The sequence below is a fragment of the Lentzea alba genome, from assembly GCF_047445655.1.
Taxonomy (GTDB): domain Bacteria; phylum Actinomycetota; class Actinomycetes; order Mycobacteriales; family Pseudonocardiaceae; genus Lentzea; species Lentzea alba_A.
The window spans coordinates 436428-458115 of record NZ_JAJAEG010000001.1 but is presented as its reverse complement, the minus strand read 5'-3'; the positions used below and the strand labels follow the sequence as shown (position 1 = coordinate 458115).

25 protein-coding genes and 1 riboswitch are annotated in these 21688 nt (G+C 68.1%); of the genes, 16 read left to right on the top strand and 9 right to left on the bottom strand.

Annotation, left to right across the window (positions count from 1 at the left end):
- Positions 1–13: 13 nt before the first annotated feature.
- From LFM09_RS02215 to LFM09_RS02205, 3 genes are all read left to right on the top strand, one after another.
- On the top strand, positions 14–733 hold the full coding sequence (locus LFM09_RS02215) for a M50 family metallopeptidase (protein ID WP_414094674.1): 720 nt from the start codon (positions 14–16) through the stop codon (positions 731–733).
- Between the two features lie 175 nt (positions 734–908).
- Positions 909–2642 carry an arginine--tRNA ligase gene (argS, locus tag LFM09_RS02210; protein WP_414094507.1) on the top strand — a complete coding sequence of 578 codons (1734 nt, stop codon included), beginning with the start codon at positions 909–911 and terminating at the stop codon, positions 2640–2642.
- 69 nt (positions 2643–2711) lie between these two features.
- Positions 2712–3011 carry a WhiB family transcriptional regulator gene (locus LFM09_RS02205; RefSeq protein ID WP_414094506.1) on the top strand — a complete coding sequence of 100 codons (300 nt, stop codon included), beginning with the start codon at positions 2712–2714 and terminating at the stop codon, positions 3009–3011.
- A gap of 48 nt (positions 3012–3059) precedes the next feature.
- Here LFM09_RS02205 and LFM09_RS02200 read toward each other — a convergent pair whose 3' ends face one another.
- Positions 3060–3863, bottom strand: coding sequence for a SigB/SigF/SigG family RNA polymerase sigma factor (locus LFM09_RS02200; RefSeq protein WP_414094505.1), 804 nt, complete (start codon positions 3861–3863; stop codon positions 3060–3062).
- Positions 3860–4258, bottom strand: a complete 399-nt coding sequence (locus LFM09_RS02195; RefSeq protein WP_414094504.1) for an ATP-binding protein — start codon at positions 4256–4258, stop codon at positions 3860–3862. Before LFM09_RS02195 ends, LFM09_RS02200 begins: the two co-directional genes overlap by 4 nt.
- Before the next feature lie 132 nt (positions 4259–4390).
- Here LFM09_RS02195 and LFM09_RS02190 point away from each other — a divergent pair, with 132 nt between their 5' ends.
- Positions 4391–5062, top strand: coding sequence for an ATP-binding protein (locus LFM09_RS02190; protein WP_414094503.1), 672 nt, complete (start codon positions 4391–4393; stop codon positions 5060–5062).
- Here LFM09_RS02190 and LFM09_RS02185 read toward each other — a convergent pair.
- The gene (locus tag LFM09_RS02185) at positions 5059–5421 is read right to left on the bottom strand and encodes an STAS domain-containing protein (protein ID WP_414094502.1); all 363 of its coding nucleotides are present in this window, start codon (positions 5419–5421) and stop codon (positions 5059–5061) included. The two genes, LFM09_RS02190 and LFM09_RS02185, sit on opposite strands and share 4 nt — an antisense overlap.
- Before the next feature lie 156 nt (positions 5422–5577).
- On the bottom strand, positions 5578–6246 hold the full coding sequence (locus LFM09_RS02180; protein WP_414094501.1) for an ANTAR domain-containing protein: 669 nt from the start codon (positions 6244–6246) through the stop codon (positions 5578–5580).
- Between the two features lie 253 nt (positions 6247–6499).
- On the opposite strand from LFM09_RS02180, the gene LFM09_RS02175 reads away from it, so the two are divergent.
- The 10 genes from LFM09_RS02175 (at position 6500) to gcvP (ending at position 15632) form a co-directional block, all read left to right on the top strand.
- Positions 6500–6703 (top strand): hypothetical protein, encoded by a 204-nt coding sequence (locus tag LFM09_RS02175; RefSeq protein ID WP_414094500.1) that lies wholly within the window; start codon positions 6500–6502, stop codon positions 6701–6703.
- Positions 6704–6812: 109 nt separating this feature from the next.
- Entirely contained in the window at positions 6813–7394 is a 582-nt protein-coding gene (locus LFM09_RS02170) for a CDP-alcohol phosphatidyltransferase family protein (protein ID WP_414094499.1), read from the top strand.
- Positions 7395–7436: 42 nt separating this feature from the next.
- Positions 7437–7820, top strand: coding sequence for a glycine cleavage system protein GcvH (gene gcvH, locus LFM09_RS02165; RefSeq protein ID WP_045314585.1), 384 nt, complete (start codon positions 7437–7439; stop codon positions 7818–7820).
- A gap of 113 nt (positions 7821–7933) precedes the next feature.
- Positions 7934–8392, top strand: coding sequence for a glycogen accumulation regulator GarA (garA, locus tag LFM09_RS02160; protein ID WP_414094498.1), 459 nt, complete (start codon positions 7934–7936; stop codon positions 8390–8392).
- Positions 8393–8425: 33 nt separating this feature from the next.
- Positions 8426–8980 carry a MerR family transcriptional regulator gene (locus LFM09_RS02155; RefSeq protein ID WP_414094673.1) on the top strand — a complete coding sequence of 185 codons (555 nt, stop codon included), beginning with the start codon at positions 8426–8428 and terminating at the stop codon, positions 8978–8980.
- Between the two features lie 149 nt (positions 8981–9129).
- Positions 9130–9603: a bifunctional nuclease family protein gene (locus LFM09_RS02150; RefSeq protein WP_030468959.1), complete on the top strand. Its 474-nt coding sequence runs from the start codon at positions 9130–9132 to the stop codon at positions 9601–9603.
- A gap of 307 nt (positions 9604–9910) precedes the next feature.
- Positions 9911–10477 carry a MerR family transcriptional regulator gene (locus LFM09_RS02145; RefSeq protein ID WP_030468960.1) on the top strand — a complete coding sequence of 189 codons (567 nt, stop codon included), beginning with the start codon at positions 9911–9913 and terminating at the stop codon, positions 10475–10477.
- 27 nt (positions 10478–10504) lie between these two features.
- Complete coding sequence (locus LFM09_RS02140; RefSeq protein WP_414094497.1) at positions 10505–11467, top strand: Clp protease N-terminal domain-containing protein; 963 nt, start codon at positions 10505–10507, stop codon at positions 11465–11467.
- Positions 11468–11495: 28 nt separating this feature from the next.
- Positions 11496–12440: a Clp protease N-terminal domain-containing protein gene (locus LFM09_RS02135; RefSeq protein WP_414094496.1), complete on the top strand. Its 945-nt coding sequence runs from the start codon at positions 11496–11498 to the stop codon at positions 12438–12440.
- Between the two features lie 56 nt (positions 12441–12496).
- Positions 12497–12592, top strand: a riboswitch (glycine riboswitch).
- A 148-nt stretch (positions 12593–12740) separates the two neighbouring features.
- Complete coding sequence (gcvP, locus tag LFM09_RS02130) at positions 12741–15632, top strand: aminomethyl-transferring glycine dehydrogenase (protein WP_414094495.1); 2892 nt, start codon at positions 12741–12743, stop codon at positions 15630–15632.
- 21 nt (positions 15633–15653) lie between these two features.
- On the opposite strand, the gene LFM09_RS02125 is transcribed toward gcvP, so the two are convergent.
- Genes LFM09_RS02125 through LFM09_RS02115 form a run of 3 tightly spaced genes read right to left on the bottom strand, consistent with a single transcriptional unit; the run spans position 15654 to position 16888 of the window.
- On the bottom strand, positions 15654–15836 hold the full coding sequence (locus LFM09_RS02125) for a hypothetical protein (protein ID WP_414094494.1): 183 nt from the start codon (positions 15834–15836) through the stop codon (positions 15654–15656).
- 12 nt (positions 15837–15848) lie between these two features.
- A complete protein-coding gene (locus LFM09_RS02120; RefSeq protein WP_414094493.1) occupies positions 15849–16508 on the bottom strand; it encodes a maleylpyruvate isomerase family mycothiol-dependent enzyme in 660 nt (219 codons plus the stop codon).
- Between the two features lie 2 nt (positions 16509–16510).
- A complete protein-coding gene (locus tag LFM09_RS02115) occupies positions 16511–16888 on the bottom strand; it encodes a DUF3224 domain-containing protein (RefSeq protein WP_414094492.1) in 378 nt (125 codons plus the stop codon).
- Positions 16889–16937: 49 nt separating this feature from the next.
- Here LFM09_RS02115 and LFM09_RS02110 point away from each other — a divergent pair, with 49 nt between their 5' ends.
- Both LFM09_RS02110 and LFM09_RS02105 read left to right on the top strand, forming a co-directional pair.
- Positions 16938–17909: a helix-turn-helix transcriptional regulator gene (locus LFM09_RS02110; protein WP_414094491.1), complete on the top strand. Its 972-nt coding sequence runs from the start codon at positions 16938–16940 to the stop codon at positions 17907–17909.
- Positions 17897–18709, top strand: a complete 813-nt coding sequence (locus tag LFM09_RS02105; RefSeq protein ID WP_414094490.1) for an aldo/keto reductase — start codon at positions 17897–17899, stop codon at positions 18707–18709. Before LFM09_RS02110 ends, LFM09_RS02105 begins: the two co-directional genes overlap by 13 nt.
- On the opposite strand, the gene LFM09_RS02100 is transcribed toward LFM09_RS02105, so the two are convergent.
- Both LFM09_RS02100 and LFM09_RS02095 read right to left on the bottom strand, forming a co-directional pair.
- A complete protein-coding gene (locus LFM09_RS02100) occupies positions 18696–19844 on the bottom strand; it encodes a glycosyltransferase (protein ID WP_414094489.1) in 1149 nt (382 codons plus the stop codon). The two genes, LFM09_RS02105 and LFM09_RS02100, sit on opposite strands and share 14 nt — an antisense overlap.
- A gap of 116 nt (positions 19845–19960) precedes the next feature.
- Positions 19961–21667 (bottom strand): substrate-binding domain-containing protein, encoded by a 1707-nt coding sequence (locus LFM09_RS02095; RefSeq protein WP_414094488.1) that lies wholly within the window; start codon positions 21665–21667, stop codon positions 19961–19963.
- Positions 21668–21688 lie beyond the last annotated feature (21 nt).

Here is a 21688-nt window from a genome sequence, read left to right as displayed (position 1 = left end):
CGTGAGAGCCCACATGCGGCTCTCACGCCGCGTCTGTTTCGATGTCTCGATGCTCTCGGACGAACTGCTGTCGCACGAGGTTCTGATCACTTGGGGTACGGCGCTGGCTGCGTTTCTGGCTGTCGCTGTGCACGGGATCTGGTCGGTCACCCGCAACGTCATCACGATCGCCCATGAGGGTGGGCACGCGTTGGTGGCTGTGTTGTTCGGGCGGCGGCTCAGTGGGATCAAGCTGCACTCCGACACCAGTGGGCTCACTGTGTCTCGGGGGAAGCCTCGTGGGCCCGGGATGGTGTTCACCGCGTTGGCCGGGTATGTGGCGCCGTCGTTGCTCGGGTTCGGGGCGGCTGTGCTGATCACCAACGAGCAGATTCAGTTGATGTTGTGGATCAGCATCGGGTTCCTGGCGTTGATGTTGGTGATGATTCGGAACGTGTTCGGGGTTGTTTCGATCATTGTCACTGGTGCGGTGTTCTTCTTCGTGTCGTTCTATGCGTCTGGTGAGGTTCGGGACGCTGCCGCTTATGTGTTTGCCTGGTTCTTGTTGTTGGGTGGGGTTCGGCCTGTTTGGGAGTTGCAGGTCAAGAGGTGGCGGCGGCAGGCGCCTCGGTCTGATGCTGATCAGCTGGCTTGGTTGACCGGGGTGCCGGCGTTGGGGTGGGTTGTGTTGTTCGGGGTGGTCAGTGTGGCTGCTCTTGTCGGGGGTGGGGCGCTGCTGCTTGGGCGGTGGTGAGGTGTGCGCGTCGGTTGCGCAGGTGCTCGCGTAGGCGGTGACGGGACCACCCCATTCGGCCCGTGAGGGAAGGACGGCTCACCTTCGCCATCGCGGTTGTCCGGGGCGGTGGATTGGGTTTGGTGCCGGGTGAAATACTGACTAAAAGTGCTGGTGCGGTGGAAAGGTGGGTTCAGTGCTGCGTGGGGATGTCGGGCTCGAACTGGGCCAGCGGGTCGCGCGTGCGTTGCGTGCGGCGTTGGACGTGGACATCACTGCCGAGGAAGCGCTGATCCGACCGTCCAACCGAGACGGTGTGGATTATCAGTGCAACGTGGCGATGAGCCTGGCCAAGAAGGTCGGGAAGAACCCGCGTGAGGTTGCGTCGCTGATCGTGGAGCACCTCGACGCGGGCGATGCGATCGAGGCGCCGGAGATCGCTGGGCCCGGGTTCATCAACCTCAAGCTGAAGCGTGAGTGGCTGGAGCAGGAGACTGCGAAGCTGCTCGGCGACGATCGTTTGGGTGTGCCGACGACCGAAGAGCCGCGTCGGATCGCGATTGACTACAGCAGCCCGAACGTCGCCAAGGAGATGCACGTCGGGCACCTGCGCTCGACGATCATCGGGGACGCGTTCTGCCGGTTGCTCACGTTTGCCGGGCACGAGGTCATCCCGCACAACCACCTCGGGGACTGGGGTACGCCGTTCGGCATGCTCATCGAGCATCTGACGGACGAGGGGCACGGGGCTGACCACGAGATCAGCGACCTCAACGCGTTCTACCAGCAGGCGCGGCAGAAGTTCGACGCTGATCCGGACTTCGCGGATCGGGCGCGCAGGCGGGTGGTGTTGCTGCAAGGGGGCGACGAGCACACGCTGGGCCTGTGGAAAGAGCTGGTGGGGGAGTCGCAGCGGCACTTCAACCAGATCTACGAGCTGCTCGGGATCGGCTTGTCGGCTGAAGACAACTATGGAGAGAGCTTTTACAACCCGTACCTCGCGGACACGATCACCGAGCTGCAGCAGAAGGGGCTCGTGGAGACCAGTGACGGGGCGCTGTGCGTGTTCCCGCCCGGGTTCACCAACCGTGAGGGTGACCGGCTGCCGTTGATCGTGCGGAAGAGCGATGGCGGGTACGGGTATGCGACCACGGACTTCGCCACCGCTCGGTACTGGGTGCGGGAGCGGGAGGTCGACCAGCTGATTTATGTGGTCGGCACGCCTCAGGCACAGCACTTCCAGATGATTTTCGCCACGTCGAAGCAGGCCGGGTGGCTGGACGACGCGCACACGGCGGTGCACACCGGGTTCGGCACGATTCTGGGGTCGGACGGGAAGACCATCAGGACGCGGGCCGGCGGGACGATCAAGTTGATCGACCTGTTGAACGAGGCGATCGAGAACTCGTACAAGGTGATGCCCGAGACGTCCGAAGTGGAGGGTGCGGAGAAGGAGCAGCTCGCTCGCACCATCGGGCTCGGGGCGGTCAAGTACGCGGACCTGTCGAACGACCGGGAGAAGGACTACGTCTTCACCTGGGAGAAGATGCTGGCCACGACCGGCGACACGTCGGTTTACATCCAGTACGCGAACGCTCGGATTCTGTCGATCGGGCGCAAGGTGGGGCGTGCTGCCCCTGAGAGCGCCGCTCTCGTGTTGGAAGAGCAGGCTGAGCGTGATCTGGCCTTGAAGCTCTTGCAGCTGCCCACGGCCATTCAGGCTGCCATTGACGAGCTCGCGCCGCACAAGGTGACCAGCTACCTGTTCGAGACGGCCACGGCGTTCTCGACCTTCTACAACCAGTGCCCGGTGGCCACCGCGGCGACGCAGGAGTTGCAGGATTCGCGGCTGCACCTGCTCACGTTGACGTCGCGGGTGCTCACGCTGGGGCTCGGTCTCCTGGGCATCGGGGCACCTGAACGGCTCTAACAGGTTTACCCCTGGTCAGACCACGGGTACGCAGTGATCGCAACTCTTCCGTCCAGCAAGGGAGTCGCGATGACCTGCACGACCCGCCTGCCCAAGCCGGTCACCGACGTGTGGGACTGGCAGATGGAAGGGCTGTGCCGCGGGCAGAACAGCGCCGTGTTCTTCCACCCCGACAACGAGCGCGGGTACGCCCGTGCGGCTCGGGAGGAGAAGGCCAAGGCCATCTGCGCGCACTGCCCGGTCCTTGAGATGTGCCGCGAGCACGCCCTGGAGGCTCAGGAGCCTTATGGCGTGTGGGGTGGCATGGGGGAGGACGAACGGCGCCAGATCATCGCCGCAGCCCGGCGCCGCGTTCGTGTCGCTTCGTAGCGTTGTGAGTGGTTGTGGCCGGCGGAGCGACCACAACCACTCACCGCGTCACTCTTCGAGCACGTCTCTGAGCTGACGCAGCGTCTTCGCGAGCAGCCGCGAGACGTGCATCTGCGAGATCCCGACCTTCTGCGCGATCTGCGTCTGCGTCATGTTGCCGAAGAAGCGCATGATCACGATCTTGCGCTCGCGCTCCGGCAGCTTCTGCAGCAACGGGTGCAGCGCCTCCCGTTGCTCGATCATCGCGATCTCTGGATCTTCCTCGCCGATCGTCGAGCCGAGCGAGATCGACGAGTCCTCGGACATGAGCATGTCGTCCAAAGACGCGCTCTGGTAAGCGTTTCCGGCCGCGAGTCCTTCGTGGATCTCGTCGCGCGACAGGCCCAGGTGCTCGGCCAGTTCGGACGGTGTGGGGGCGCGGCCGAGCGACTGTGCGAGCCGCGAGGTGCCCGCGTTGATCGCGAGGTGCAGCTCTTTCAGACGTCGCGGCATCCGGACCGACCAGCTGGAGTCGCGGAAGTACTTGCGGACCTCGCCCATGATCGTGGGCACGGCGAACGACAGGAAGTCGGAGCCGCGGTCCGGGTCGAAGCGGTCGACCGCGTTGATCAGGCCCACCGTCGCGACCTGCACGAGGTCCTCGTGCGGTTCGCCTCGGTGGCCGAAGCGGCGGGCGATGTGCTGGGCGACCGGGAGGTGTTCGGTGACGAGCCTGTCCCGCAACGCCTCGCGCTTGCCGCCCTCGGGGAGCAGCGCGAGCTCGGCGAACAACGGGGCCAGGTGGTCGTAGTCACCGCCCTGCGACTTCTTCTCCTCAGGGGCGGTTTTGGTCGCCTCCTCCGAGCCCGTCACGCATCCACCGCCCCTGCCGAGGACTTCACGAGGTCGATGTGGACCACGAACCCTTCGGTCTCCTCGACTTCGGTCCGCACGGAGTCGACGAGCGCGGTCAGCACGCGCCAGCCGAAGCTGCCCTCGTCGGGCCCTGCCGCGGACTTCGCGGAGACCTTGGCCGCCACCCTGACCGCGCCCGCGCCGTCCACCGCGAAGTGGCAGCTGAGCACCGCGTCGTCGGCGGCCAGCGTGATCAACGTCGAGCACGTCTCGTCGACGGCGAGCTTCAGGTCCTCGATCGAGTCGAGGTCGAAGTCCTGGCGCATCGCGATGTCCGCCGCGACGGCGCGGACGATGGACAGCTGCGTGGGATCCGCGGCCATCCGCAGTTCGACCCCTGACAATTGCGTCACACCCACCTCGTAGTCCGTTCTGCTGAAGGCCGGCATGTCATTGCCGTACCCGAATCGATCTCATTTCACACGTGTATTGACTCGGCTGCCTGGGAAGTCACCTGGCAGAAGCAATCCACGGGGAGGAGCGTTGTGCTGGTGCACGAGGACTTCCTGGCTCTCCACATCCCCGCAGACGCGCGCGAGGTGGCGCCCGTGCGACACCAACTGCGTGCGTGGCTGCAGGACAGCGGATTCGGTGAGGACGAGGCGAGCGACCTCGTGCTGGCGGTCAGCGAAGCGGTCAACAACTCCGTCGAGCACGCGTACCCGGAGCCCGCGCGCGGCACCGTGGAGGTGCGTGCACACGTGGACGACGACGGCACGGTCGACGTCCGCGTCATCGACCACGGCCAGTGGCGCGTTCCGCCGCCCGCGCTCACCATGCGCGGCAGAGGGCTTCTGCTCATGCGTGAGAGCGTGGACGAGGTCGAGATCGACCGCTCGGCGAGCGGCACGACCGTGCGGCTGCGTCGCGCCCGTTCGCCACTGACGCTCGGACCACAGGTCACGCCCGACTGCGAAGTGCACGTGTACGAGACCTCCTCCGGCGTTGTGGCGGTCGTGAGCGGGAACGTGCCCGCGACAGCCGGTCCGTCGTTGCGACGCACGCTGATCACGGCGGCGCGCGGGGGGACCGTGCCGTTGACCGTCGACCTCACCCGGCTCGGCCGCGAGAGAGACGGCGTGCAGCACGCCCTTCTCGCGGTCTCCGAGGCGCTCGAGGCGGCTGGAAACCGCCTCATCGTCCGAACACCCGATTAGGCACTCACAGCAGCGTCCACGGACTCGTGCACGCTGAACACCTCACCGAGTCCCGTGGCCTCCAGAGGCCGTGTCACAGCACGTGCGGTGGCCACGACCTTGAGAGCCGCGGAATGCTGGGGCGCCAGGCGGGCCGCCTCCACGAGCACCGCAAGTCCGGCCGATCCGAGGAACGTCACGCCGGTCATGTCCACCACGTAGGTGCCGCCGTCGGCGAGGCCGTTCACCATGGCGTCACGCAGCGCGGGCGCGGACACCATGTCGACCTCGCCGGACACGGCGAGGACAGTGACGCCGGCCGCCGGCTGGCGCGCCGACAGGGCGATGGTCTGTTCCGCTCGCGGGTCCTGCACAGTCACCGATGTTCTCCCTCTCGCACCACAGGGAGCCGCCACCGCAGCGGCTCCGACGCGGCTGCTGGCTCAACCGCTGCGGCCTCACCGTACGGGGTGGCCGCCACACAGAACAGGTCGAGCACTCCGTACCCAACCAGAGGGTGACTCAAACGTGAGGCGTCACTTTCTGAGGGCCTCCCAGAGGCGTCTGGCGACGTCGAACGCGACGGCGGGCGGCTCGACGACCTCCTCCGCGCTGTCCTCCAGCGTCCCGCCGACGATCAGCACCAGCGCCGTCGCCACGTCCCGCAGCTTCACGTTGGCGTGCTGGCTGGCCCGCACCAGCAGCTCGAACGCCTCGCCGGGCGCGGACGGCCGCGCTCCCATCACCAGCCCCTTGGCCTGTTCGATGTAGCGCCGGTGCTGGACCATCCGGACCATCTGGTCGGCGCGCAGGACCTCGCCGGCGCAGAACTCGACCACCGCCGCGGCGGTCGCGACGAGCGGTTCGATCTCCTCGATCGCCTTCAGGTCCGCGACCCCCGGCTCGTGGTCGAGGTACACGGTCAGCACGACCGGGCCGCTGTTGCCCCAGCTGCCCGGCACCGCGACGACGTCCATGCCGCCGACCTTCCCGCTGACCTGCCGTTCGTCGCGCGAGGCGTCGACGAGCGGTCCCGCGCCACCGGCGAGCTGCTCCGCGTCCAGTTCGGCCGCGGCGCCGATGGCGCGCACGAGCTTGCCTTCAGGCCACACGCTCAGTCCGGCGCCGGTACACCCCGGCAGCTGTGAGCAGAGGTGGTCCATCAACCGGGAGATGAGCTCCGCACCGAATTTCACCTGGTCCACGGGTTGAGGTTAGGCCAGGCCGATATGTCGCAAACGTTGTGCGGTCATCGGCGTACGACGAACGGTTGCGTAGACAACCAACCAGTCATCCGCCGAGCTTCGGGTCCGAACAGCTCGGCGCGCCGTTCGGCCCAGTTAACGCTTAGGACCCAAACATGACACGTGTTCTGAACCACAGTCCGACAGAATTCGTTTCCAGGGATAACGCCGGAGCCCCGGTGCGCGACATCCCTGATGTCACGGAGGGACTGAAATGAGAACCGCCATGGAGACCCAGCCGCAGCAGGCCGAGGAACTGCCCACGACGCCGTGCAGCGTCGTGTGGAGCCGGGGCCACGCCTACGTGCTCGAGGGTCTTCGCGCTCGCTGGGTCGGCCGGGACGACCGGGGCCGCCCGCACGCCATCTCCGGCGCCGAGATGCAGCGCCGAGGCTGGACGCTCTTCAAGACAGCATGATCGTTTACTTGTAAGAAACGAACGCTCCGCACAAGACCCGCAACCAGCGCACCGCGTGCCGTGAGGCCATCCGGCAGCCCCTGCGCAGTCACTCGTTTAGAGTGCGGGTGTGCGTGATCCGGCTGATCGCCTGCTGACGATTCCGAACCTGCTCAGCGTGTTGCGGCTGGCCGGTGTTCCGCTCTTCCTGTACCTGTTGCTCGGACCCCGCGCGGACGGCTGGGCGCTGCTCGTCCTCGTCTTCGCGGGGCTTTCCGACTGGCTGGACGGCAAGCTCGCCCGCTGGCTCAACCAGATGAGCAAGCTCGGTGCGCTGCTCGATCCCGCCGCCGACCGCCTCTACGTGTTCTGCACGCTGCTGGCGTTCGTGATCAGGGACATCGTTCCGCTGTGGATCGCCCTCGTGCTCGTGGCGCGAGAGGTCGTCGTCGGCATCTGCCTGCTGATCCTGCGCGGGCGCGGCTGGGGCCCGTTCGAGGTCACCTACCTGGGCAAGGCCGCGACTTTCAACCTGCTGTACGCGTTCCCCCTGCTGCTGCTCGCACAGGGCGACTCGGGCTGGGCGCAGGCCGCGCAGCCGTTCGCCTACGCGTTCACGGCCTGGGGCGGAGCGCTCTACCTGTGGTCGGCGCTGCTGTACGTCTACCAGTTCTTCCTGGCCCTGCGGGTCACTCCCGACAGGGCCGCGTGAAAAGATCACCCCATACAGGTTCAGCACGAGGAGCGCAGTCAGTTGATTCCCGAGGAGCTTCGCTACACCGAGGAGCACGAGTGGGTCGCCTCCACAGGTGAGAACACCGTGCGCGTCGGCATCACCGACTACGCCCAGGAACAGCTCGGCGACGTCGTCTTCGTCCAGCTGCCCGAGGTCGGTCACACCGTCTCGGCGGGCGACACGTTCGGCGAGGTCGAGTCCACCAAGAGCGTGTCCGACCTCTACTCGCCGCTCGACGGCGAGGTCGTCGCCATCAACGACGCGTTGGTGCAGGCACCGGACTCCGTGAACACCGACCCGTACGGCGAGGGCTGGATGGTGGAGATCCGCCTGAACGACGCGGACGCGCTGGAAGGCCTGCTGGACGCGGACGGGTACAAGGCGTTGGTGGAGAAGGAGTGACGTCGATCTTTCGCCGGATCTTCGGCCGGAAGGGGAGCCGCTCCTCGGGTGGCGACCCGAACGCGATAGGTTTTACCGGAAATGACGGATCCAGCAGCAGGAGGAGAGCTCAGGTGAGCACGAACGACGGCCCAGGCGTTCCGCCGGAGCAGTCCCCGGAGCGGACCTCCGTCTTCCGGGCGGACTTCCTCCAGGAGATGGAAGGCGGCGCCGAGGCGCCCGCCCAGGAGCCGGCCGTTGCCGGCGTTGACGCTCTTCCCGCCGGATCCGCGCTGCTCGTGGTGAAGCGCGGCCCCAACGCCGGTTCCCGGTTCCTGCTGGACCGCGACACGACGAGCGCAGGGCGCCACCCCGACAGCGACATCTTCCTGGACGACGTGACGGTCTCGCGCCGCCACGCCGAGTTCCGCCGGGAGAGCGGCGAGTTCGTCGTCATCGACGTCGGCAGCCTCAACGGCACCTACGTCAACCGCGAGCCGGTCGACCAGGCCGTCCTCGCGAACGGCGACGAGGTTCAGATCGGCAAGTTCCGCCTCGTCTTCCTGACGGGTCCTGGCTCCTCCGGAGCCTGACGCGTGACGGCCGGGCGGCCACAACGCGGGGCACTGAGCATCGGGGCGGTGCTGTCACAGCTCCGCCCCGAGTTCCCCGAGGTCACCATCTCCAAAATCCGCTTCCTGGAAGCGGAGGGGCTGGTCCGCCCGGCACGCACCGCCTCCGGCTACCGCCAGTTCTCCGTGGCGGACGTCGAGAGGCTGCGGTTCGTGCTGTCCGCACAACGCGACAGGTACCTGCCGCTCAAGGTGATCCGCGAGCAGCTCGACGCCACCCCCGTGGACTCCACTTCGGTGTCACGCGTCGAACTCCTGGCCCAGACCGGAATCAGCCCGGAACAGCTGTCCCAGCTGGAACGTGACGGTCTGCTGCGCCCCGGCCCCGGCGGCCGGTTCACCGCCGAGGACATCACCGCGCTCCGCACGATCCGGACGATGACCGGACTCGGCGTCGAGCGCGAGCACCTGCGCGCGGTTCGTGCGGCAGCGGATCACGAGGTGGTCCTGCTGAAGTCTTTCTCAGATCCCGAGACGGTCCGGGAATTGGCTGACCTGTTCACCTCGTTGCACACGTTGTTGGTAAGAGCGGGCTTGCGTCACTCGTGATCGGTTGCCGGGTGCAGTCTTGATCACGATCTGCCCGCAACGATTGAGCACTCGGCCCGCTTGGCGGGTAGCGTCGGACGTGTACGCCGGGGGATGCTCGGGTGTGGAATCCGGGTACTCCCCGAACGAACAGAGGGAGGCGAGGCCCGATGAGCGAGATGCGCGTCGTCGGCGTGCGGGTGGAGCTGCCCCAGAACCAGCCGATCCTTCTTCTTCGTGAAACCGAGGGTGAGCGGTATCTGCCGATCTGGATCGGGTCCGTCGAGGCCACGGCCATCGCACTCGAGCAACAGGGCGTTCGTCCCGCCCGGCCGCTGACACACGACCTGCTGAAGGACGTGATCGGGGCACTGGGGCGCAACCTCGAACAGGTGCGGATCACCGACCTGCAGGAGGGCACGTTCTTCGCCGAGCTCGTGTTCGACGGCGACGTGCGGGTGTCCGCACGGCCCTCGGACTCGGTGGCGCTGGCGTTGCGCGTGGGCGTGCCGATCCACGCCGAGGAGTCGGTGCTGGCCGAGGCCGGCCTGATCATCCCCGACGAGCAGGAGGACGAGGTCGAGAAGTTCCGCGAGTTCCTCGACTCGGTCTCTCCCGAGGACTTCAGGGGCGCCGACACCTGAGTTTTGCGGTGTGTCGCACTCCGTCTCGTTTGGACCCAGGGTAGTTCGTTCGGATGTCCCTCGATCGGACTACTTTGTGTCCGTTCTCACCGCTAAACGATCACTAAACGTCACCTGAACGTCCTAGTTCGGGTGACGGTATGACTCTCCACCTGAGGTTGAGGGTCGACACTCCCCGCGCGTCGCGTTGACCAGCCCTCGGACCGGTCTTACCGTCGAACTCGAGTGGACGTCGCCGGTTTTGCGCGAGCTGACCCGGTGGCTTGACGGCTTCGACTTTCGTGGCCGTTGGCGAGGGGAGGCAGGCGTGGTCGAGGAAGCGCCCGTGAGGGCCGAATCCGGGCAGCAGGGTGAGCTGTTCCCGGACTCCTCGCTGCCGGACGAGCTCGTCGGCTACCGGGGTCCCGCGGCGTGTCAGATCGCGGGCATCACGTACCGGCAGCTCGACTACTGGGCCCGCACCGGACTCGTCGCCCCGACGATAAGGATGGCCCACGGCTCCGGCAGCCAGCGGTTGTACTCCTTCAAGGACATCCTGGTGCTCAAGGTCGTGAAGCGACTCCTGGACACCGGCGTCTCGCTGCAGAACATCCGGGTCGCGGTCGACCACCTGCGTCGCCGTGGCGTGCAGGACCTGGCGAAGATCACGTTGTTCTCGGACGGCACGACCGTCTACGAGTGCACGTCGCCGGAAGAGGTCGTCGACCTGCTGCAGGGCGGTCAGGGCGTGTTCGGCATCGCGGTCTCCGGTGCGATGCGGGAGATCTCCGGCACGATCCACGAGTTCCCGGCCGAACGTGCGGACGGCGTCGAGATCGCTCCCATGACGGAGGACGAGCTGACGCGTCGCCGGCGGGAACGCGCGACCGGCTAGATCGGGATCTTCCGTAGCATTTCGGACATGATCGCCTCGTCTCACGCTCGAAGCGCCCTGTCGGTGGCACTGACGTCGGCGTCGCGCGGTGATTTCGTGGGGACAGTCGATCTGCTGATCGGGCTGCTGACGTTGGACGGCGTCGGTCGTCGGCTGAACCTGGACCCGCTGCGAAAGCAGGCCCTGGACGCGCGGTGGGCGAACAACTGGTCCGATGACGACGGTGGCGTCGGTGGCGAGGCCCGCGCGGACGTGGTGGCGCTGCTGAGCCAGGCCGAGCGCTTCAACGGGTCGGTGACCTGTCCGGAGAGCCTGGCGCTGCGGGAGTGCCTGACGCGGGCGCTCGACGACGCCGGCGCGGGCGTGCTCACCACTGCTCATCTCATGCTCGCCCTGCTGCGGCAGGAGACCGGGCGCGCCGCCGAGCTGTTCGCGGCCCAGCGGGTGGACGTCGAGGCGTTGATCGCCACCGTGCCCGAGGTGGCCAAGCCTGAGTACACGCCCGCAGTGGAGGTGTTGAAGGACTCGGGTGCGCTGGAAGGCCAGCCCCGCGGTGGTTTCTGGCGGTGGATCATGCCTCTGCACACGCGCTTCAACCGTTTCGGAGCGCTGTCGGTTGCGGTGAACGGTGAGGCGCACCGGCTGGCTGCCGGTGCTCGGCCGACGGCGGCGGAAGTCCTGGCCGCGATCTTGGCGGTCGACGATCAGCTGGTCGCCGCTGGGCTGAGGTTGCTTCCTGCGCACGGGTCCGCTGCCGCTGACGTGTTGCGCGCGGCAGGGCTGGACGTGGCCGGGTTGCTCGCGGTGGAAAGCCCTGCCGTTGACGGCGTGCGGCTGCACAAGGACGCGAAGCGAATCGCGGCCCGGTGCGGCGACGCCGTGGTGGAGCCGATGCACCTGCTGCTGGCGTTGCTCGAAGATCCAGCCGATCCGCTGGCCTCGGTTCTGGCCGACCGGCCGTTGCCGATGGCCGGGTGGCAGACGCGCTGAGGCGGGAGCGCTCCCTAGCGTTGATCACATGAAGTGCACACCCTCCAAGCAGGTCGTGAAGGTGCTGGCGGCCGCGGTGAAACAAGCGTCCGGACTGGAGTTCGTCGGCACCGAGCACATGCTGATCGCGCTGGCGGACTCGATCGGCCGCGGCCGCAGGCTGGGCGTGAAATCGGTGCGGGCACGGGCGATGGCGAGGGTCTGGGCCGGTGACGACGGTGGCGTCGGCGACTCCGATCCGGACGTGATCGCGTTGATGCGCGCGGCCCACGACCACGTCCTCGTCGGGCCCGCGCTGCCGGTGAGCCGGGCGTTGGACGGGTGTTTGCGCGCGGCGATCGCCGAGGCCGGCGACGGTGTGCTGACCACGACCCACCTCTCGGTGGCGTTGCTGTCGCTCGAGTCCGGACGGGCCGCTGACCTGTTCACCGCCCTGCGCGTGGACGTCGGGGCCACGATCGAAGCCGTGCGGAAGGCCGCGGAACCGGAAGAGGCTCCAGCCGTGTACCTGCTGCGCCGGGCCGGCGCGTTGGAGGGTGACTCCGGTGGCGGCTACGTGCGGTGGCTGGTCCGGTTCGTCGCCCGCGGCCAGGGGCTGGGCGGACCGGTGCTGACCGTGGTGCGCAACGAGGCGACGAGGCTCGCGGTGGCCGCCGGGCGCCAGGAAGCCACGGCTGCCGACCTGGTGGCCGCGGTGCTCACGGTCGACCACCAGCTGACGGTCGCACGCAGGCGGTTGCGGCCGGAGTTCGAGTCCGGTGGGGCGGCGGCGCTGCGTGCGGCGGGAGTGGATCCGGCCACGTTGCCGGCCGCTCTCGGTGCCGGGGTGGAGAGGTTCTTCGAGGGTGCGAAGCTCGTCGCGGCCCAGCGCGGCGACGATGTCGTGAACACCGCGCACCTGCTGGTGGCGGTGCGCGACGACCTGCTCGACCCGGTCAGCAGGGTGCTGCGCCGTCTCGCTGTTGAGACGTAGGTCGCGTCCCTAGCGACTAGGTGGGCCACCTGCGGGTATTCTTCGCGGGTAGTCGCTGAACTCAGGCGGGAGAGACCGGGTTTCGAACCCGGCGCCGAAGGAGCAAGTTCCTCCCCGGGAACCTCTCAGGCATCCAGGACCGCGTGAGCGAGACGCCTCTGGAAAGTGGATCTTTCGAGATCCCGCCGACGGTGAAAGCCCTGGTACGCCGGGGTGAACCTCTCAGGCGCCCGGTGTCGGGTACGGACAGAGCGGGGAGGGCACCAGGACACGTGTGCCCGCAGCCCCCGGAGGCGTTTGATGACGCAGGACCGCATTCCGCTCGCCGCTCTCGAGCACGGCACCCCGTTCGCCGACCGCCACGTCGGTCCGCGCCCCGCCGAACTCGCGCGCATCCTCGACGTCATCGGCGTCGGATCGCTTGAGGAGCTGGCGCAGCGCGCGGTGCCTTCGTCCATTCACGAGCGTGACCTCGTGCTGGACCTGCCGGACCCCGCCACCGAGACCGAGGCGCTGGCCGAGCTGCGTGAGCTCGCGTCGCAGAACCGGCCGATGACGCAGATGATCGGCCTCGGCTACTACGACACCGTCACGCCGGGCGTGATCCTGCGCAACGTCCTCGAAAGCCCGGCCTGGTACACGGCCTACACGCCGTACCAGCCGGAGATCTCGCAGGGCCGTCTTGAGGCGCTGCTGAACTTCCAGACCATGGTCGGCGACCTGACCGGGCTGCCGGTCGCGAACGCGTCCATGCTGGACGAGTCGACGGCCGCCGCCGAGGCGATGACGCTGGTGCGCCGCGCGGGTCGCAGCAAGTCGAACAAGTTCGTCGTGGACGCCGACACGTTGCCGCAGACGCTGGCCGTCATCGAGACGCGCGCCGAGCCGCTGGGCATCGAGATCGTGGTCGCGGACCTGTCGCAGGGCATCGAGGGCCTCGGCCTGGGCGGCGACTTCTTCGGCGTGCTCCTGCAGTACCCCGGTGCGTCCGGTGTGGTGCGCGACCAGAAGCCGTTGATCGAGGAGATCCACGCTGCGGGCGCGCAGGCCGTTGTCGCGGCGGACCTGCTGGCGTTGACGCTGCTGCGCGCGCCGGGCGAGATCGGTGCGGACGTCGTCATCGGCACCACGCAGCGATTCGGTGTGCCGATCGGGTTCGGTGGGCCGCACGCCGGTTACATGGCCGTCCGGTCCGGCTTGGAGCGTCAGCTGCCCGGCCGCCTGGTCGGTGTCTCCGTCGACGCCGACGGTTCGCTGGCCTACCGCCTGGCGTTGCAGACTCGCGAGCAGCACATCCGCCGCGAGAAGGCGACGTCGAACATCTGCACCGCGCAGGTCCTGCTCGCCGTGATCGCGTCGATGTACGCGGTCTACCACGGTCCCGAGGGCCTGCGGGCGATCGCGACCCGCGTGCACCGCATGGCCACCGTGCTCGCCACCGGCCTGTGCGAGGCCGGTCTGGACGTCGTGCACGGCGAGTTCTTCGACACCGTGCAGGTTCGGGTTGAGGGTCAGGCCGCTGCGGTCGTCGAGAAGGCTCGTACCGCCGGCATCAACCTGCGCCTGGTCGACGCCGACGTTGTCGCAATCGCTTGCGACGAGAAGACGACGCGTGCGCACGTCGTGGCTGTGTGGGAAGCGTTCGGGGTCACCGGGTCCGATGTGGACGCCATCGACGCCGACACGGCGGACGGTGTCCCGGCCGACCTGCGCCGCACGTCCGACTACCTGACCCACCCGGTCTTCCACGCGCACCGCTCCGAGACCGCGCTGCTGCGCTACCTGCGTGCGTTGTCGGACAAGGACGTCGCGCTCGACCGCAGCATGATCCCGCTCGGCTCCTGCACGATGAAGCTGAACGCCACCGCGGAGATGGAGTCCATCACGTGGCCGGAGTTCTCGACGCTGCACCCGTTCGCGCCCGTCGAGGACGCCGCCGGCCTGCTGAAGATCGTCTCCGACCTCGAAGCGTGGCTGGCCGAGGTCACCGGCTACGACGCGGTTTCGTTGCAGCCCAACGCCGGTTCGCAGGGTGAGTTCGCCGGTCTGCTGGCGATCCGCGCCTACCACCGCGCGAACGGCAACGCCGACCGCGACGTCTGCCTGATCCCGTCGTCCGCGCACGGCACCAACGCCGCGTCCGCCGTCATGGCCGGCATGCGCGTCGTCGTCGTGAAGTGCGACGACAAGGGCAACATCGACATGGGCCACCTGCGTGAGACCGTCGCCGAGCACGCCGACGACCTGGCCGCGATCATGATCACGTACCCGTCGACGCACGGCGTGTACGAGGACACCGTCCGCGAGGTCTGCGGCCTGGTGCACGACGCCGGCGGCCAGGTGTACGTCGACGGTGCGAACCTCAACGCGCTGATCGGCCTGGCGCGCTACGGCAAGTTCGGCTCGGACGTCTCGCACCTGAACCTGCACAAGACGTTCTGCATCCCGCACGGCGGCGGTGGCCCCGGCGTCGGCCCGATCGGCGTCCGCTCGCACCTCGCGCCGTTCCTGCCGAACCACCCGCTGCAGCCCACCGCCGGTCCCGCGACCGGTGTCGGCCCGATTTCGGCTGCCCCGTGGGGTTCCGCGTCGATCCTGCCGATCTCGTGGGCCTACGTGCGCATGATGGGCGGCGACGGTCTGCGCCGCGCCACCCTGACCGCCGTGGCGGCCGCGAACTACGTGGCCCGCAGGCTGGACGAGCACTACCCGGTCCTCTACACCGGCGAGGGCGGCTTCGTGGCCCACGAGTGCATCCTCGACCTGCGGCCGTTGACGAAGGCCACCGGCGTGACGGTGGACGACGTGGCGAAGCGCCTTGCCGACTACGGCCTGCACGCCCCGACGATGTCGTTCCCGGTCGCCGGCACCCTGATGGTCGAGCCGACCGAGTCCGAGGACCTGGCCGAGATCGACAGGTTCATCGACGCCATGATCGCCATCAAGCGCGAGATCGACCGCGTGGGCGCGGGCGAGTGGCCCGTCGAGGACAACCCGCTGCGCAACGCCCCGCACACCGCGGCCTGCGTGACCGTCGGCGAGTGGAACCACCCGTACACCCGCGAGGAGGCCGTGTACCCGGCCGGTACCGGTGCTCCGAAGATCTGGCCGCCGGTCCGCCGCATCGACGGCGCCAAGGGCGACCGCAACCTGGTCTGCTCCTGCCCGCCGCTCTCCGCGTACGGCAGCTGATCCCGCTGTCCTGCCTGTCCGTCAGACCGCTGACGGGCAGGCAGGATCGCCGCAGTCCTCGTCTTCCGCGAGTCCCGGCTTGTTCACGTCGTGCTCGAACGCGTAGTGGAAGCAGTCGGGGTGCATCCGCTCGAAGAGCTCGAAGTCTTCCTGGCTCAGCTCAACGGTTTCGCCGCAGCGCTGGCACGTCTGGTCGTCTGACACGCGCAGATCGTCTCATTCCTCGAACGGCTCGGGCCGGTGCCGTCCGAACAGCGCCAGCGCCGCGATCCAGGTGTCCGGATCGCCGTCCCAGTCCAGCGCCTTGATCTGGTCCACCGAGCGCCGCCCGCCGATCGCGCGCATCAGCTCGAACGACGTCGTCCGCAACGTCCCCGCGGGCTCGCCGTGGCCGAGCACCCGGTCCCCGTGCTCCAGCGTGATCCGCAGCGCGGGCACCTCGTTCTCCCGCATCCGCTGATCCAGCTGCTGCAACGGTTTCGTCAACGCGGCCCGCACCGCCAGGCTGTCCCGGTCGCCCGGAACCCCCAACGCGGCACGGAGATCGTGCTCGTGCGCCACCACCTCGGCGATCAGCACGGATCCCATGGGGGAGTCGAACAGCGGCTCGGCGCGTTCGCGGTTCGCGTCCCACTCGGCGAAGGCGTCGTCCAGCGAGTTGTCCTTGCGGTCGCGGACCTGCCGTTCGCCCCACTCACCGGACTCGACCCCGTCGAACCGGCGGTCCACGAAGTCACGCAGACCGCCGGCCAGATGCGCCACCACGTCCTTGACGGACCAGCCCGGGGTCGCCGCCACGGGCGTCTGCGGGTCCCTGTCCTTCACGAGTTCGGTGATCCGCTGCTTGGTCGCGTCGTAGATGGGGGCGTTGGTCATGTTCAGACCTCGTACTCCAGGGTGTAGGTGGCGCTGCCATCCTCCGCCCAGTCGACCGTTGCCGCACCTCGCGCGCCCTTGTAGGCGCCGGTGCCGTCCACGATCTCGATCACGGCCTCCACGCCCGTCCGGTACGCGCCGACGTGCCGCAGCACCAGCGTGCCGTCGTCTGCGGTGATCTCCTCAAGCGCGGTCGTCCACGCCACGTCGTCGCCGTAGTACATGAGGTACCGGCAGTTCCCGATCCCGCTGACGTCACCCGCGTAGGCGAACTGGACGTGCGCCTCGGTCAGCTTGCGGCCCTCGACCTCCTTGTAGGGGCGGCCGTCCCAGGTGTTCTCGTCCCAGCTCTTCACTTCGATGGTTCCGGTTGCCTTCATGTCGCCCACTCTGCTGGCAGAACCTGACAGTTTGTGTCAGGTTTGCTGCATGAAGTCGAGCCGGCTCATCCAGGTGCTCCTGCTCCTCCAGTCGCGGGGCCGGATGACCGCGGACGAGCTGGCTCTCGAACTCGAGGTCTCGCCGCGCACGATCTACCGCGACATCGAGTCGTTGAGTGCGGCCGGCATCCCCGTCTACGCCGATCGCGGTCCTTCCGGCGGCTACCAGCTGATCGACGGCTACCGCACCCGGCTGACCGGTCTCACTTCTGGCGAGGCGCAGTCGTTGTTCCTCGCCGGACTGCGTGGGCCCGCGGAGGAGCTCGGGCTGGCCGAGTTCGCCGCAGCGGCGCAGCTCAAGCTGCTGGCGGCGCTTCCTTCCGAGCTGCGCACGCGTGCCGAGCAGATCCGGCAGCGCTTCCACCTCGACACCCCGACGTGGTTCCGCGGCGACGAACCGGTCGAGCACCTGGCTGCCGTCGCCGACGCCGTCTGGGAGCAGCGCCGGGTGCGGATGACCTATCAACGGTGGGGCAACCAGGTCGTCGAGCGCACGGTGGACGCGTACGGGCTCGTGTTGAAGGCCGGTACCTGGTACTTCGTGGGCAGTGGCCGCACCTACCGGGTGTCGCGGGTGCTGTCGTTGGAGGTGCTGGGCGAGGTCTTCGAGCGGCCTGCCGGGTTCGACCTGGCGCGGTACTGGGCGGAGTGGTCCGAGCAGTTCGAGGCGCGGATGTACGGCGAGCGCATCACGGTCCGCATGACGCGCGCGGGCCTCGCCAAGACCCAGTACCTGCTCAGCGGCTACCAGGCGCGGGTGATCAGGGAGCTGGATCCCCAGCCGGGCGAGGAGTTCGGCTTCCCGACCGAGTCGATCCGGCACGCCGTCGCTGACCTGCTCAAATTCGGTGCGGACGTGGAAGTGGTCGCTCCAAACGAGTTGAGACACGAAATCATCGACACGATCAAGGCGATGCAGGACGTCTACAACGATGCGAAGCTACCCGCATGGTTCCGCTGATCTCGTTGAACAACGGAGTACGGATCCCTCAACTCGGCTTCGGCGTCTTCCAGGTGCCGGAGGACCAGGTGACCGGTGCGGTCACGACTGCTCTGGAAGCCGGCTACCGCAGCATCGACACGGCAGCCGCCTACCGCAACGAGTCCGGGGTCGGTGACGCCATCGAGGGCGTGCCGGACCTGTTCATCACCACCAAGCTGTGGAACTCCGACCAGGGCTACGACTCGACGCTGCGCGCGTTCGACGAGAGCATGCGACGTCTGCGCCGCGACGTCCTCGACCTGTACCTGATCCATTGGCCGGTGCCTTCGCGTGATCTGTACGCGGAGACCTGGCGCGCGCTGGAGCGTTTGTACGCCGACGGCCGCGTGCGGGCGATCGGCGTCTCGAACTTCCAAACACGACACCTGCAGCGCCTCTTCGACGAGTTCCCGACCACCCCGGCGGTGAACCAGATCGAGCTGCACCCGTTGCTGCAGCAGGAAGAGATGCGCAAGGTCCACGTGACCCACCGCATCGTCACCGAGGCGTGGTCACCGCTGGCCCAGGGCGCACTGCTGGGCCGGGTGGAGCTCACCGGCCTGGCCGACAAGTACGGCAAGACCCCGGCCCAGATCGTGCTGCGCTGGCACGTCCAGCTCGGCAACGTCGTGATCCCCAAGTCCGTCACGCCGTACCGGATCAAGGAGAACATCGACATCTTCGACTTCGAGCTGGCCCAGGACGACATGACCGTCATCGCCGAACTGGACAACGGCACCCGCACCGGCCCGGATCCGGACCGCTTCAACGTCGCCTGATCGTGTCTTCTATGAGGTCTGCTGCTCTGGCCGCGCCGCCGGCCGCCGTGATCTTCCGTCCCAGCTCACGGACTGCGTGGCGCGGCTCTTTCAGCACTTGATCGACGGCTTGGGCGAGCTTCCTCGGTCTTCTCCTCACGATCCCGGCTCCAGCGCGGGCTACCCTTTTCGCGACCTGGGCCTTGTCCAGCTCGCCCGGTACTACGACCATCGGCACGCCGGCTTCGAGGGCCGCGAGCACGCCACCCCAGCCACCGTTGGTGATCATCAGGTCGGTCTTGGGCAGCAGCAGGTCGTGGGGGATGAAGGGCGCTGCCCGTACGTTCTCTGGCAGCGGACCGAGGGTTTCTGTTGGTGCGCCACCGGTCGTGGCGACCACGAGCAGGTCTTTTCCGGCGAGGGCTTCGATCGAGGGCTTCAGCAGGTCGTCGGCCCCGGTCTCCAGCGTTCCCTGCGTCACGTGGACGACTCTGCGGCCGTCCAGGTCCGGCCACCACTCGGGTAGATCGGCGTTCTTGGCTGGGCTGATCAACCTGCCGACGAACCGCACCTGTGGCGGGATCTGGACGGGCTCCAGTTCGGGAACCCCTTGTGCCAGAACGAGTTCCGGTGAGTAGAAGGCCTCCAACGCGCCCGGCTTCGGCTTGAGCCCGGCCTCCGCGCGCATGCGGTTGAACATTCCGTCGACGAGCAGGCGTGACACCACGCGGGCGAACGGCCGGCTGACCACGAGCGGCGTCACCGCGACCGTCGCCCACGGCACCTGCTTGATCTCGGCGGCCATCGCGGCCCCGAACGCCAGGTGATCCGTCACGACCAGGTCGAACTCGGCTTCGAGGACGTCTTTCGCCTGCGCTGCCCCGGTGCCGACCAGCACGTCCCGCACGTTCGCGAAGTTGGACCGCATGCCCTTGCCGTCGCCGATGCTCGGGAACGTCTCAGCGAGCTTGGCGTCGTCGAAGTCCGGGGCGTGCTTCCAGGGCAACCACTCTGCGCCCTCGAACTTGTGCCGGTACTTCGCGCCCGTGTGCACCACGACTTCGTGGCCGCGCTTGACGAGTTCGGTCGACACCGCTGCCATCGCGCAGACGTGGCCGGCGAACGGCAGGGACGCGACCAGGATGCGTTCCCCCATGCCTGGGCCAACGATCACGGCGTGCCGCGGGTTCCTCTCACCGTCGTGCGCGCACACCACACACACGGCACCGGCCGGGTACCCCCAATTTCAATTCTAGGGAGCGGGTCCGACACTCAGGCGTTGGTCGACAGCGCCTGTCCGAGCGCCGCGTCGATCCCGTCCAAGTTCTCCACCACGGACACGCTGCCACCGGTCGTCTGCGCGATGTCGGTCAAAGCACCCTTGTCCACGTCACCACCGATGGCGATGAAGCTGACCGCCAAGTCCTTGCCGTGCAACCGACTCTTCAACGCCGCCAGGTCGATCCCGCCATCCGAGGTCCCGTCGGTGATCACCACGACCCGGTTCACCCGCCCGGCCACAAAACCGTCGTGCGCGGTCTCGTAGCAAGCCGCCAGCGAGCTGTAGAGCTGCGACCCGTCCGAAGTCTTGAGCCCGTCGATGGCCTTCCGCAGCGCCTCGCGCTTCTCCGCCACCGGACCCGTGCCCACCAACTGCTTGTAGGGCTTCGCGCCGTCCAGATCCCGCGCGAACTCCCAAAGCCCGAACGACCCGGACACCGACCGGTCCACCTGGCCGCGCAGCGCCGCCTTCACCTTGTCCAGCCGCGGTTTCATCGACGTCGACACGTCCGCGAGCACCGTCACGACCTGCCCGCCGCGGTCCGCGGAAGCCCAGGCCGACGAGATCTGCTGCGTGGTCGTCGCGTCGGCGGCGACCAGGTTTTCAGAGACAGGCGCCCACGAGACACCGGGGGCGGACGTCGGACGCTCCTGAGTGGACTCGACGCGCAAACCGCCGCGCGCCAGGATCGCCTGCTGAGGGGCGTCGGTCATGAACTCGCGGAAAGCCTGCGCCGCACGCACTTCCGCCTCGCCGACCTCCGGGCCGCCCAATGCCACGTACGGGAAGTCCGCGACCGGCGTCGGTCCGACGGGAAGCACGCCCACCAAGGGCTTCGACGGTGCTTCCTTGCCCGTGTTGTGCTTCAACAGGTCCACTTCGGACACCGGCGTCACGCTGAAGCCCGCCGCGTTCACCGTCGCGCTGTCGCCGAGTCGCCCCAACGCGTCGCGCGTCGTCGCGGGGACCTCGGGCGGCACTGTGGCGGCGAGCTTCGACAGCTTGGCCTTCGCAGCGTCCGAAGCGAGCGATTCGGCCGTCACCGGGCCCTTGCCGTCGGCCAGTGCCGCCTGGATGGCCAGGGCCGAGGCCGTGTTCGCGGACGGGTCGGGCATCGCGACGCTGAACCGGCCCCAGGTCTGGCCGAACTTGCTCCAGTCGGTGACCTCGGGCATCTCCGACCAGCGGAAGTCCTTCAGCACGGGCGCGGCGGCCTCGGGTGCCGCGAGCAGCACGGGGGAGGTGCCGACGGACTTCGGGGCCGCGCCGACGAGCTTGGCGTTCAGGGCGGACAGGCGGTTCGCCCACAGCGTCGAGTCGGGCAGCCACGCATGGGGGCGGCCGCCGAGCTTCGTCTCGTCCCAGGTCGTGGTCAGGCCGTCCAGCACCGCGGCTGAGTCCGCGGAAGTCACTTCGATGGCGATGCAGTGGTCGTACACAACGGGCCGTGTGGCGCTGTACGCGCGCGCGACGTCTGCAACGGCCTCGGCAACGCTCGGCGTGGCTGCGACGCGCAGCACCGAGTTGCCCTCGCTGCAGTTCTGGGCCAACGCACGGGCACGACTGTCGAGCACACCACCGGCCCACGACCAAGCGAGCCAGCCGAGGCCGATCAGCACGACGAACACGACGATGAGCACGGGCCACTTGGCGATCCCGCGCCGCACCCTCGCCCGCAGCGCGCGGTGTCGAGACATCGATTCCTCACAACTACTCAG